The following is a 14,788-nucleotide window of genomic DNA, read 5'->3' as shown; positions in this document are numbered from 1 at the left end:
TCCTTGTTCTGCGCGCAAACAGATCCCGGCGCAGGCTACGGGGAAGTCATAAGCAGGCTCCACGGAGACGCCTTTCATGAAACGCATGCTTGGTGTGGCCGTCGTTCTGGCGGTGTGGTTTTCGGCGGGGCCGGCACAGGCCCAAAGCCTGGAGGAGCAATTGCGCACCCAACTGCGCGAAGCGCGTGGCCAGCTACAGGATCTGCAGAGCGAGCAGGCCGCGTGGAACGCACAGAAGCAGGGGATACAGAACGAGCGTGACCAGGCCCGTAAGGAACTGGCGCAGGCGCAGGCAGAGCTGAGCAAGCTGCGCGCCTCCGCGGCGGGTGGCGGTTCCGAACTCGCCGCTGAGCGCAACGCGCGCCAGCGCGCCGAAGAAGCGTTACAACAGGCGCAACGCTCAGGCACCGACGTCGCGGCAAAGCTGCAAACGCAGCAGGCGCGTGAAAGCACGCTCACCATCGAGCTCGCCGATGCAAAGAGCGAGCTGAACACCTGCGGCTCCCGCAACCAGCAGTTGTACAAGGTGGGCCAGGAAATTCTGGACGCCTATGCGCACATGGACATGGGCACGGTGCTGTCCGCGCGGCAGCCGTTCGCGGCGGCAGCCAGGGTCAAGCTGGAGAACGCGGCGCAGGGTTATGGCGACCGGCTCTACGAACAGCGTTATGTCCCCGGCGCGGCCAAGGGCAAGCAGCCATGAGCGCCGTCGCCACGGTGTTCTCCGTCACGCGTGGCGTGCGGACGCCGTGGCGATGGCTGATGGTGCTGGGCGTCGGAGCGTTGCCGCCAATCGATGCGGTGGCGGGCGAACCGATGGCGACAGCGCCACCGAGCTGCGTCGAGGTAAGCATCAACCAGCGCTCGGTGCTTGCTTTCGATTGTCTCAGCCGTGCGCTTGCGCCTGGCGACACAGCGAACCCGATGGCGAAAGCGCCTGCGATCGACGCGGTCGCGCTCGAACCTTCCAATCGGCAGGTCGGCCAATACAACTTCTCCGCGCTGAGTCACCGCATGGGTAACAACCTCGGCAAGTCAGTATTTCCGCAATGGCCATCGCCGACGTATCCATCGGTGCCTTTGCTGCATCCATCTGCCGGGCATTGAGGGTGCGCGCGATTGCACATGACGATTCGATGTCACTTCGGCAGTGCGCCGATGCCGTGCTCCTCCCCCTGCTCGCAGGGGGAGGCCGGGAGGGGGTAAGCCCTTGAGGTGGCGTTACACGGTGAAGGGCTTGACCCCACCCCAACCCTCCCCTGCTGCACGCAGGGGAGGGGGCGCGTTTTCGCGGGCTTCTGCTCCTCTTCTCCATGCAGGAGAGCGAACAAGTTGCATGAAGTTTTAGTGACAACAGTTCAGTCGCGTCGCGAAACGGATGTCTTTACTTCCGAGAAGCTGCGCCTTTGCAACAGCGCTCACGCATGCGTGAGTCGCGTGTTTCACAACGAATGAATGAGATGAGGGTCTCGTGATCAAGCCGCTCAAGTCCGTCGAGGCAGTCAAGGCAACACCGCGCGGCGCACTGGGGCGCAGGCCGCTGGCCCAATGGATCGCCGCGGCGCTGGCGATGGGCGCGGCGATGCAGGCTCACGCAGGCAACCCGCCGCCGCTGAGCCAGGCCTGGCTGGCCGGCCAGCGCGGACAAGTCGGTGCCCCGGCTGCGGGTAACGTCACCACACCGGTACCCACCGGGCTTGCGGCGCAGACCTCGGGACAATTGCTGCAACAGCGCGTAGTGCAGCAATCCATCGCCAATCTCAACAACGCTGCGCAAGCCGTGGCTGCCCAACTGAGTGCGCAGCAGTCGGCGCAGAAAGCCGCACAGCAATTGAGTTCGCCGGTACCGGATGGGCTCGCCGCGGGCGGACTACAAGTCGCCGCCGGTCTCGCCAGCAATCCCTTGCTATGGCAGAACGCCAACGCGCCGGTACAGACCGCCGCCGCAGGCAAGACCACGGTCGAGGTGAAGCAGACCGCCGCCAAGGCGATCATGACCTGGGACAGCTTCAACGTCGGCCGCAACACCACGCTGTACTTCAACCAGAGCGGCGGCAATCAGTCGAGCGGCGCCAACGACTGGATCGCGCTCAACCGCATCCAGGATCCGTCCGGCTCGCCCAGCCAGATCCTCGGCCAGATCAAGGCCGAAGGCACGGTGTACCTGCTGAATCGCAACGGCATTCTGTTTGGTGCGGGCAGCCAGGTGAATACGCATTCGCTGCTGGCAAGTTCGCTGAATTTGTTCAGTGGCGATGTGGCGAGCAGCAACACGAGTTTCATGAGCGGGGGGATTTCGAGTCAGGCGGCGAAAGATGTCGGCCTACTCGTCGACGGCGCCTTCACTGATGGCCGCAAGCATGATGTGGTGATCGAGAAGGGCGCGTCGATCACTACTGGCGCGCAGGGCTTTGCCTTGATCGCCGCGCCGAATGTTTCCAATGCGGGTTCAATCATTGCTGACGATGGACAGGCCGTCCTTGCGGCGGGCTCCAAATTCGCCAATGCAGCGGGCAGCAATGCCGGAGCAGCATTGAAAGTGGCCAACATCTCGCCGGCCTCCGATCCGCAAGGACTTGCCAGCAACACCGGACTGGTCCAGTCGCGGCGCGGCGAGATACACATGCTGGGTTACGACATCACACAGAGTGGCGTAGTCGTGGCCTCGACCAGCATCAGCCATCCGGGCAGCGTCGAACTCAATGCGCGGGACGCGGCCACCTTCAACAGCGACGGGTCGAACTCCTATTTCCGCAGCGGCAGCCTCGTACTTGGCGCAGGGTCGGTCACCACGGTTTTGCCCGAAAAGGATGGGACTACAACGTCGTCCGGCGCGGCGGCCGATGCGGCATTCAAGGGCAGCAACCTATCGTTGAGCGGCAGTTCGGTGACGTTCCAGTCAGGCTCTCTGCTGGAAGCGCCCGGGGCGTCACTGTCGATTGTCGCGCAGGTCGACAACGCCAAGGATGCCCGCGTCAACGCGGGCCGTGTCTACGTGGATGATGGTGCCATCCTCGACGTCTCCGGTCTCGCCAATGTGGCGCTGCCGATGTCCGCGCTGCTGGTCAATGTGGCGCGTATCGGCCAGAACGAACTGGCCAACTCGCCACTGCTGCGCAATAGTTTTCTCTACACGCAGAAAAACATCGCGGTCGACAGCTCGCAGAGCGGCACGCGCGCAGACGGTCTCGACTGGGTGGGCAGCCCCATCCTCAACGTCGCTGGCTATGTGGAGAACGTGCCGCGCGACATCAGCCAGATGCTGACCAAGGGCGGCACCATCTCGCTGGCTGCTCCCGAGGTGATGGTGCGCAGTGGTGCCCAGCTCAACCTGGATGGCGGCTTCCTCGCCTATCAGCCGGGCTGGGTGGAGACCCCCAATCTGCTGGGCGCAAACGGACGCATCTACAACATCACCGACGCCGATCCGAACATGACGTACGTCGGCTTCGCGGGGCAATACACGCTGGACCACAGCCGTTGGGGGATCACCCAGACCTACAACAATCCGCTGCTGGCCGGAGCGCGCCGCTGGGACCAGGGTTTCGTCGTCGGCGGCGATGCGGGCGAGTTAAAGGTACAGGCCGGGCACGCGCTGGTACTGGATGGCGATATCACCGCGCAGGCATTCGCCGGACGCAATCAGGTGGGGCAGGGCAAGCAGCCCGCGGGCGGCACCTTCGACCTGAGCGTGCTGCCCTCGGCGGCGGACCCGAAGAACACTCTGTATTCGCCGGGCATTCTGTTGCAGCAGTCGGCGTTGGTTCTCGATGCCCTGGTGCCGACATTCGGTGCCACGACGTCTTGGGATACGGCGCTCGCCTCACCGGCGACGGATACCGCTAGCGATGCCGACTTGCGCTATTGGCTGCCGGTGTCAGCCAGCATGATCGACCACGCCGGTTTCAGTGCGCTGAACCTGGATCTGACGCCAAGTGCCAGCGGTGGGCAGATCCTGGAGCAGGCAGGCACATCGCTTGGCGTGCGGCCCGGCGGCAGCATTGCGATGAAGGCGAATCGCGTCACCGTGCTCGGCGATATCAGCGCGCCAGCCGGCTCGATCGCCATGACCACGACCGCTCCCGTGTCCGCTACGCCATCTCTGGAGGCGCCGGATGGCAGTCCCTTGCGCGCCGATATCACCATCGGCAGCGGAGCGACGCTGAGCACGCGCGGTCTCTGGGTGAATGATGCGGGTCGCGGCGCCGATGCGTTGATCGGCGGTCGCTATATCAATGGCGGCAGTATCAGTCTTGTTACGCAGGCTGCCGTTGCACCCAGCGGTGGGACGGTTGATGGCACCGGTTCGATCTTGCTGAAGCCGGGTAGCGTGCTGGATGTGTCGGGCGGCGGCTATGTCGGCCCCGACAACCGTTTGCAACTCAGTCATGGTGTGCCAGACGGCCATGGTGGCGATATCAGCCTGAGCACTTACGCCGGAGGATACGGAACGGCGGTTCCACCCAACGCGCTCGACAGTGGCTCCATCGAGTTGGATGGCAGTCTGCGTGGGTACGGCTTCAGTGGCGGCGGCACGCTGACCATGCAGGCGCCACTGATACAGATCGGCGGCGACGCCAGCGCGATGCCGCTGGCCAATGGCTTATATCTGGCTCCGGGTTTCTTCGCCGGGCAGGGCTTCGATAATTACGCGCTGACCGCGATCACCGACGCGATCATCGCGCCCGGCGCACAGGTGCAGGTGACGCGCGGCAATTGGCTGCCGAACTATCAAGCCTTGCTCGTCGCGCCGACCGGCAGCGATCTGTATGCGAGCGATGCCGGCCACCCGCAGGGCGTCTACGCCACCATCGGTGCGCTCGATCCCTATCATCGCTACGTCACGCGCAACACGGCGAGCGGTCATGGCCCCGGTCTCTCGCTGACAGCCGGGCAGTACCTGGACTGGAGTGTCATTCCGCTGGATCCGTCGAAAGGCGCACCAACCTATGCTGGGGTCGCCGGTTCGGTAAGCCTGGGTGAAGGCGCAGCCATCCTTGCCGATGCCGGTGCACATGTCGCGCTGGCCGGTACGCAAGCCACCACCATCCTGGGTGCGGTCAGTGCGCCGGGCGGTGATATCGCGATTTCGACCCAGCAGTTGAATCGTCGCGCTGGTTTGCCGGCGTTGACGCCGCAGATCTGGCTCGGCGCTTCAGCGTCGCTGGATGCGTCCGGCACCTCCCTGATCGATCCTTGGGCCGGTGCCGTATCCAGCAACGGCACCGCCGGCGTGCCCGTGGGCCAGATCGTTCCGCGCACGGGTGTAGTGCTTGCCGGTGGCAATGTCTCGCTCACTGGTTTTGGTGGTTACGTACTGGCTGAGCAGGGCAGCCGCATTGATGTCTCCGGTGCGTCGGATCGCTTCGATCTGCCGGGCGCAAACGGTAACGGACTCGGTACGGCAGTCAGCTATCTCGCCACACCAGTATGGAGCGATGCCGGAAGCATCGCGTTTTCGGCGGCAGCGGGCCTGTACATGGATGCGCAACTGCAGGCGCAGGGTGGCGCAACGCAGGCGCAGGGCGGCAGCCTCAGCATCACGGGATTGACTCATCCGTCGGGACAGCAGAATGCGCCTGACGCGACGGGTGTCCTTCTGCAGCAGTCGGGGGCTCTGCTGCCGTCCGGTCTCATGCCAGGCACCAAGGTCGAGAGCGGCGCGCCGTCTGGCGTGCTGCATTTCGCGGTGGACCGTCTCGGCGGTTCGGGTATCAGCACCATGGTCATCGGGCCAGACCCTGCGGGCAGTCCTGGCGCCATTTATCCCAGCGTCGTACCGCTGGCATTCGCCGGTGATGTGCGACTGTCGCTGGGACGCGCCTTCATGGCCAATGCCAGTGCCTATCGGGCGCTGCCCCAGGGCAGCGGCAGCGCCACAGCACCTGGTGCGGGATACGCCACCGGTAACGCCAGCGTGCGCATCGATGCGCCCTACGTGAATCTGTCTGGAAGCGCCATCTCCACCGCAGCGCCGATGCCGATGTCGGGTGACGGCGCGCTGCAGGTGAATGCGGACTTCATCGATCTCGGCGGCCAGCTCAATCTCCAGCGCTGGGCAAACGCGAACTTCACATCGAGTGGCGACATCCGTTTCGTCGCGCCGTCGACCATCGCCTACAATGGCAACACCGAACGCGCTGGCCTGTTGTTCAGCACCGGCAATCTGCAATTCAAGGCGGCGCAACTCTATCCGGCCACCGACTATCACTTTGTGATCGACGCGAACGGCTCGGGGTTGAAGGATGCATCGGGGCAGCCACTGTCCACCACGGTGACAGTGCTGCCGAACGGCAACAGCACTGCGCCATTGTCGGCGGGCGGTGCCTTGCTGATCAGCGCCAACCACATCGAACAACAGGGCACGATACGCGTGCCCTCGGGCAACTTGATGCTCGGTGTGACCGATCCGACGGCACAGTCCACGGCGTTCGGTATCGATCCCACGCTATATCCGTTGGCGGTCACGCAGTCCTTGCATCTGGCGCCGGGCAGTCTCACCTCGGTATCGCTGGACGGCCAGACCGTGCCGTTCGGTTCCACCATCGATGGTGTGCAGTGGCGCTACAAGGGCAACCCCGTTGCCGATTCGCCGGACCTTACCGCCGCACCCTCCAAACAGATCGCGTTGAACGGCGATGCCCTGGCATTGGACGCTGGCGCGGGCATCGACCTGTCGGGCGGCGGCCATCTACAGGCGTCCGAATGGGTGACTGGCGTGGGCGGCACGCGCGACGTACTGGCGCAGCAATCCATCAGCTACGAAAACAACACGGCTGGCGTACAGGTACCGCAGTACGCGGATGGTCGCGCCATCTACGCGATCCTGCCGGGCTATCACGCTCCGTTGGCGCCGCACGATGCCGCACTGGAGAACGGCGCAGGCGCCGGGCCAGCGGTAGGTCAGTCGGTATACCTGTCGGGCGCACCAGGTCTTGCGGCCGGCTACTACACCTTGTTGCCGGCGAAGTACGCGACCTTGCCGGGTGCATATCGCGTCGTGCAGGACACCAGCGCGCGAGATAGTGTGCTTGGCCGCAGCGCGACGCAGGCAGACGGCACGCTCAGCGTGGCAGGCTATTTCGCCGATGCGTTGAGCGGTGCGCGGGATGCGCGCAACACCACCTTCCTGCTGCAGTCCGGCCCGGTATGGCAGCAGTATTCGCAGTACCGTCTTACCGATGCGGACACCTTCTTCGCGGCACTGGCCGCCAAAGCCGGCAACGTCGCGCCGCCTTCGGTGGCGGACGCCGGCCGGCTGGCTCTGGCCGCGGGGCGTACGCTCGATCTTGGCGCGACACTGATCGCCAATCCGGCAACCGGTGGCCGCGGTTCGCTGGTGGATATCGGCGCGCAGGCGATCCAGATCGTCGGCGCCAATGAAGCCGCGCGTGATGGCTACCTCAGTCTTACCGCCGATGGCCTCGATGCGTTGGGCGCGGGCAGCCTGTTGATCGGCGGCTCGCGGCAGGCCAGTAGCCACGGCTATCAGGTCAGCGCCGTCGCCGACAGCGTGGTGCTGTCCAACGATGCCGCCCATCCCTTGCGGGGCCCCGAAATTCTGCTGGTGGCGAACGGCAGTGGCCATCCCGGCGCGCAAGGTGTTCTGCTGGAGCAGGGCAGCGTGCTTCAGGCAGCGGGGCAGGGTTCCGGCCAGAGTAGCGTGGCGCTGAATTTCGGTGCCGCTGCCAGCACCGACGCCAACGGCAAACCCATTGCCGCCGTCAGTGGTGACGGCGCACTGTTGCGTGTGTCGCAGAATGGTGCGGCGAATATCGTACGTAACAGCGTGTCCGGCAACGGCGCGCTCAGCATCGGTGCCGGAGCACGCGTCGACGGCGGCAGCGCGCTGACGCTGGATGCGACCGGTGCCACCACAGCCGATCCCACAGCGGCGCTGTCCGCGCAGGCCATCGATGCCAACAGTAACCAGATCACCTTCCTCGGCGACGGTGTGTCGGCGCCGAGTGGTGCGGGCGGTTTCGTCATCGGCAAGGACACGCTGAATCTGCTGCGCAACGCGCAGAGCGTCAGCTTGCGAAGTCGCGGCAACATCGATTTCCTTGGCAATGTGAATGTGGATCTTGCGCACGATTTGAATCTCAGCGCAGGCACGTTCACCAGCGATGGCGGTGCGGTCAGCCTGGAGGCCGGCAAGCTCGGCCTTTCCAATGATTTCGGCGCGCTCACGCAGTCGTTCGCTACGGGCGGCGGACAGCTCACCATCCATGCCAACGAACTGGATTTCGGCGCGGGCAATACCGGTCTGCGCGGCTTTGGCGGTTTTTCCGCCACCGCCGGTCAGGGTATGAAGGGGCAGGGTGCCGGGCATTTCGACTTTGGCAGTCTGGACGTCAATCTCACGACACCCTGGCTGCTGGCCGACAACGCGGCCGACACGCAGTTGAGCACTACCGGTGCACTGAATATCACCGGCTCAGGTGGAGCGGTGCCAACGGGTGTGATGGGCGGCGCGCTGAGCCTTAAGGGTGGTACGGTCAATCTCGCGACGACAGTCGCCGCGCCGGCTGGCAATCTCGATATCGAAGCCACGCATGGCGATCTGACTATCGCCAGCGGCAGCAAGCTTACCGTCGGCGGTATCAACAAAACCTTCTTCGACACCACCACCTATGCGCCGGGCGGCGCGCTCTCGCTGAGTGTGGATCAAGGCGCGGTCAATCTCGCCCCGGGCTCGACGCTGGATTTCTCCGGCGCCGGCGCAGGCGGTGATGCAGGCAGTCTTTCCATTCAGGCCGGGACGAATGTGCTGCTTTCGGGCACGTTGCTTGGTCAGGCCAAGGATGGTTATCGCGGCGGTTATTTCATTCTGGGTAGCGGCGGTGCCGTCGATCTCGACCGGACCGTCGACATTGCGACTGCTGCGGGTGCGACGGGTTTGTTCCAGGTCAGCAGCGGCACCGGCGATCTCAACTTGTCGGTCGGACACACGCTCAAAGCGCAGCAGGTGTATTTGAATGCAAGCGGTGGAATAGCGAGTGATGCTAGCGGCGGTCACGTAGTGATTGGTGGCACCATCGACGCGGCTGGCCATTCGGGAAGCCGTATTGCGCTGTACGGCAACAAGGGCGTGGACGTCGAAGGCAGCCTGATCGCCACCAGCGATATTCCGGCGCAGCGGGGCGGTGACGTGGTGATCGCTACCAGCAGCACGCCGGATGGCAACCTCAATCCGAGCTACGGCTATCAGGAGATCCGTCCTGAGGATTCGGGTTTCATCCATCTTGGTGCGAATGCGCGCATCGATGTGTCGGGCGGGTCATCGGATGCTTTCTCCGGCGGATCGGTCAGCCTGCGTGCGCCACTGTTGAGCGACGGCGATGTGCACATCGCGGTGGATGGCGGCGGCGCGTCGATCAAGGGTGCCCGCGTAGTGACGGTGGAGCCTTACGCGATCTGGAGCAGCAAGGACACGCAGGCCGATCCCGCCAAGCATTTCGACGGTGTGATCGATCCGGCGGGTTGGTATCAGCTTGATGCCAGCGGCAACGCGGGCATGGTGGCCGGGACCTGGGCCGATGCGAGCGGCAAGATCCTCGCCGCGCCAGCTACTGCGGATCAGTTGAAGCAGTACCTGCAGAACAACTTCTTCATTCCCGACAAGGTCAACGGCGATCACGCCGGTTTCTATGGCTATCTTGGCGGCGATGCGAGCAAGGGGCCGGGCACGCTGATGCGCTATGTGCAGCAGCCGGGCTACAGCTTCGGTAGTCGTTATGCCGGTATCGCCAATCTGCAGTTGCGACCGGGCATCGAGCTGAACAACCCGTCAGACGGTGCGCAGCACGGCAAGATTTCCGTGCTGACCAACTGGAATCTCGGCGCCGGCACGACGCAGAGCGACGGCAGTATCGCGCTGGCCTATCGCTACCTGGGCATGGCGCCGGTGCTGACCGTGCGCGCGGCTGGTGATCTGGATATCCAGGCCAGTATCACGGATGGGTTCTATCAGCAGAATAATGGCGCCGCATTGGCGAATCCGGCACTTCCGCCGCCTTCCGACAATGGTTATGCGGCAGCGCTGGCGGCATATACGGTGTCGCAGCAGTACCTGGATGCAAACCATCTGTGGAACGGCACAATCAATTTGAAAGCCGGTTCCGCAGCGCAGGGTTACACGCCCGGTGGCGGTACGGTAAGCATCGCCAGCGATCCGTACTACCAGTCCTTGCAGGCACCGCTTTCCGATCAATCCGCCAATTACTATCTCAACTATCAAGCCTATATCGGTGAGATCGGCGACGGTACCAAGCTGGCTTGGGCGAATACTTTCAGGTTACGTCAGAGCACCGGTTTCCTGGCCTACAGTCCGACTGCCTTGGTGGCGCCTCAGCCTGCAGCCTATGGCAAGTACGGCGACTACGTGACGGCGTATCAGAGCTGGTTGACCGGCAACTTCGCCGTCAATCCGGTGAGCAAGCGCAACACCACGCCGTCGCCGCTGCTGCTGCCGCTGGCGACGGACTACACGCAATACACCACCGATTACGCTTCCTATATCGCTGGTCACACCGCCTACTACGTTTACGTGTCCTCGAAGGTGGGCAATGCAACAGCAGGCAGTCAGCTGTTCTATGCGCCGTTCGCGCCGGGGGCCAATCCGAACAAGAGCAACCCTGCTTACGATCAGGCACTGACGGCTTACCGCAGTTCGCAGCAGTACCTGGACGCAAACAGTCTGTGGAACGGCACCATTAACTTGAAAGCAGGTTCCGCGGCACAAGGCTATACGCCCGGCGGCGGCACGATAAGCATCGCCAGCGACCCGTACTACAAGGCGTTACAGGCGCCGCTCCAAGGGCAGTCGGACAACTACTACGTCAACTACGAGGCCTACATCGGTGAAGTCGGCGACGGCACCAAACAGGCCTGGGCCAATACTTTCAGATTGCGTCAGAGCACGGGCTTCCTGGCCTATAGTCCGACTGCCCTGGTAGCGCCTCAGCCTGCAGCCTATGGCAAGTACAGCGATTACGTAGTCGCGTATCAGGCCTGGTTGACCAGCAATTTCGCCGTCAACCCGGTAAGCAAGCGCAACACCACGCCATCGCCACTGCTGTTGCCGCTGGCAACGGATTACACGCAATACACCACGGACTACTCTTCTTATATCGCGGGCCACGCGGCCTACTACGTTTACGTATCCTCGAAGGTGGGCAACGCAACGGCCGGAAGCCAGCTGTTCTACGCACCGTTCGCACCGCTCTCCAACCCGGCCGCACCAACGGGCGGCGGCAAGCCCACTACGATCTATGTGCCAGCCAGCGTGGCCAATAACAGCCCGTCGAACATGCCGACACTGGGCAGTCCGGCATCACTTGCCTCTGCCACCTTGCTCGGCGGTTCGAGTGCGTCGTATCGACTCGTGGCGGGTGCCCAGCTTGGCAGCGTCGACCCGATGGCGACGCATACCGGTGGCGGTAATGTTCAACTCGATGGCCACTTCGCGACAGTCAGCACGCTGACCGCTCCCGACATCTATGCCAAGAGTCCCTTCAACGGCAAAACCTTGTTGTTGCCGACCACCGTGCGTACGGGCAGTGGTTCCATCGATGTCGCTACCGGAGGCGATATCGATTGGCTCGATGCCAGTGCGCCGGCGGTGATCTACACCGCCGGTATGCCCGCCGCGGGGACGAGTACGGATGCGCAGGTTTCGGTGGTCCGGCCCAACTGGATCAGCAGCGCGGACGCCGCGCTTCCTTACATGCTGAGCACGGGACAAGTGAATCCTGAGCACGGCGGCGACCTGAGCCTGATGGCGCGAGGCAATATCAACGCCATCCAGCAGGTGATCGACGCCACCGGTAACGTGACCAAGAGCAAGCCGGGTACGGATATTTCACAGTACTGGTGGCCGTGGATGCAGACCGCCAATGCCGCGGACGGCAGCGCGTCTTCGATCAATTTCGCCAATTTTGGCCAGGGCGTGATGAGCGTAGGCGGCAATGTTGCCATCAACGCTGGTGGCAACATCAGTCAACTATCGGTTTCGCTGCCTACGACATGGCGGGCGAACGCGGATGGCACCAGCGTCACCACTTTCGGTGGCGGCAATCTCGACGTGCATGCGGGGGGCGACATTCTCAGTGGTGCCTACTTCGTGGGGAAAGGCAAGGGAACGATGCTGGCGGACGGGGCGATCGCTGCCGGCTTCAGCTACACCGCGCCTCCCACCAACATCATCTATGGCGGCATCGCCACTCCAGTGTCCACATTGCTGGCTTTGCAGGATGCGCAGTGGGATGTGCATGCACAGCGCGGCGCGGATATCGGCGGGGTGTACAACCCTTCCTATCTGAATGGCGGTTCCGGCGCTTCGGGCAGCGATCCGATCAATGCCGCGCTACCGGCGGAGCATTTTGACTCGCAGAGTTACGGCGCTGCGTCGTCGCTTAACGTTACCGCGACGCTGGGGGATGTCGATCTGGACAGCCTCAGTACGCCGGGCTTGATGTTCAGTTACGGCAGTTCGTCTACCGTGATGAATCCCGGTGCCATTTTGCCGGCGACGCTCAACTTGCAGGCCTTGTCTGGAAGTCTGGATATCCGTGGCGCTGGTGCGCTCTACCCCTCAGCGACGGGCAATCTGACTCTGCTGGCAGCGGACAACGTTAATTTCAGCCAGCTCGTGTATACGATGGGTACGCGAGGTAATTCTCAGTCCAATGCCTTTGGCTTGATCGATGCGTCTCCCGGATTACTTCCGTCAGCGCTACAGCCAACCGGTGATGCTGGTGGCAGCAATGCTCTTGGCGATTACTGGGCATTCGGCTACCTCAGCGGCGGAACCAGTGCCCTGCTGCATTCACAGAATCCTTTGCATCGCAACGATACCCAACCGGTAAAGATCTATGCGCTGCAAGGCGACATCGTCAACGGCATCGATGCGCCGAATGGATTCCAGTATCGCCAGCTGCAACTGATTCCTTCGAAGCAGGCGCAGATCCAGGCGGGTCGGGACATCGTCAATCTGTCTCTGGTGGGGCAGCATCTGCGCGATGCGGATGTCACGCGGGTAGCCGCCGGTCGCGATATCTATGACACGGCGATCTCCACGACCCCAGGATGGGGTTTCGGCCTCAAAGATCCGGGCGCCTATGGATTGGCACCCGCACTTCTGCTTGGTGGGCCTGGGAGCTTCCTGGTCGAGGCGGGGCGCAATATCGGTCCGCTCACGAATGAGACCGAGGTGGCAAACAACTCCTCAGTATTCCGCACCGGAAACGCCGCGAATACCGGTATCGACAGCGTGGGCAATCTATTCAATCCATACCTGCCGCATGTCAGTGCCGACATCAGCGTGTTGTATGGCGTGGGGCCTGGTATGGCGACCGGCGACTTCATGGCCCGCTATGTGGATGGCAGCACCGCGGGCGTGGATAGCCTGATGCCGGAACTGGTTGCCTTCATGAATCGACGCATGGCCGGACAGGTGGTCGACACCGGTTATGCGCAGGACAGGCTGACAGTGAATCTCACTCCGCAGCAGGCGCGGCAGCTGTTCGATCAGCAGCCTGATTACGTGCAGCGCCAGTTTGTCTCGGAATCACTGTTCAAAATTCTCGCTGCGGTCGGTGCCGACTACAACGATGCGGCCAGCCAGTATCACGGCCAATACGCGCGTGGTTACGCAGCCATCGACACGTTGTTCCCGGCATCGTTCGGCTATACCGCCAACGGCAGTGGACAGGGCGGCCTTAATGGCGCTGCACGAACAGTCGACACGGGCGATCTGGATATCCGCAGCACCACCATCCAGACGCAGCAGGGCGGCAACATCACAATCCTCGGCCCAGGTGGTCAGGCCTTGCTTGGTAGTGCTTCGGCGCCGCCCGTCATCACCGACAGCAGCGGCAGGGTCGTTGCCGGTCCCAACAGCATGGGTGTGCTGACCCTGGAGCAGGGCAGCGTCAACATGTTCACTGATCGTAGTGTCCTGCTCGCGCAGAGCCGCATCTTCACCGAGCAAGGCGGCGATCTGGTGATGTGGAGTTCCAACGGTGACATCAATGCCGGCCAGGGCGCCAAGACCACGGCGGAGATTCCGCCGCCGACCTATCTCTGCACCATCGACGCATGGTGCCGCATCGATGCGCGCGGTCAGGTCAGCGGCGCGGGTATCGCTACGCTGCAGACCGTGCCAGGCGCACCGGCAGGCAGTGTCTACTTGATCGCCCCGCGTGGCACGGTGGATGCCGGCGACGCGGGCATTCGCGTCGCCGGCAATCTGATTGTTGCGGCGGCACAGGTTGCCAACGCCGACAACATCCAGGTGCAGGGTGAAAAGATCGGCGTGCCGATCGCGCAGTCGGTGAATGTGGGTGCGCTGAATGCGGCGAACGCGGCAGCAAGCGCCGTCACCAAGGCGGCAGAAGATATGGCACGCCAGCAGCAGGACGATGCGCGCAGCAAGCAGCCGTCGATTATTTCGGTGCAAGTGCTGGGCTTCGGCGACAACACCAGCAGCATTGGCGACAAGGATGTGCGCAAACGCTACGACCCGAACAGTCCGGTGCAGGTTTTTGGTGGCGGTGCCCTGAGCACACGAGCCAGAAGTCTGCTGACACCGGAGGAGAGCAAACGATTGACGGAATAAGCGGAGCGGTGGACTCCGGTGCTATCACGCGATTTTGCCGGCGTGTGTCGCAGTCCAAATGGATGCATTATTTAAAAATCGAATGATCAGCGCTTGCTAAAAGATTTCGCAGGCCAGGGATAGTGATTAATTAGTTATCCCTTAAGGATTATCCATTCGACAAGGGTA

The 14,788-nt window shown here is 63.0% G+C and carries 3 protein-coding genes; all 3 read left to right on the top strand.

All coding sequences use genetic code 11. The features are described from left to right. Positions 1 to 76: 76 nt before the first annotated feature. The 3 genes from ISS97_RS17785 (at position 77) to ISS97_RS17775 (ending at position 14,620) form a co-directional block, all read left to right on the top strand. On the top strand, positions 77 to 703 hold the full coding sequence (locus tag ISS97_RS17785; protein ID WP_379983256.1) for a hypothetical protein: 627 nt from the start codon (positions 77 to 79) through the stop codon (positions 701 to 703). Then, positions 700 to 1,107, top strand: a complete 408-nt coding sequence (locus ISS97_RS17780; RefSeq protein ID WP_379983257.1) for a hypothetical protein — start codon at positions 700 to 702, stop codon at positions 1,105 to 1,107. Before ISS97_RS17785 ends, ISS97_RS17780 begins: the two co-directional genes overlap by 4 nt. Before the next feature lie 364 nt (positions 1,108 to 1,471). Beyond that, the gene (locus ISS97_RS17775; protein WP_379983258.1) at positions 1,472 to 14,620 is read left to right on the top strand and encodes a filamentous haemagglutinin family protein; all 13,149 of its coding nucleotides are present in this window, start codon (positions 1,472 to 1,474) and stop codon (positions 14,618 to 14,620) included. Positions 14,621 to 14,788: the final 168 nt, after the last annotated feature.

It is taken from the genome of Dyella koreensis, from assembly GCF_044904565.1.
GTDB lineage: Bacteria > Pseudomonadota > Gammaproteobacteria > Xanthomonadales > Rhodanobacteraceae > Dyella_D > Dyella_D koreensis.
Note: the sequence above shows the minus strand (reverse complement) of the source record. Positions and strands in the feature narration are given on the sequence as shown.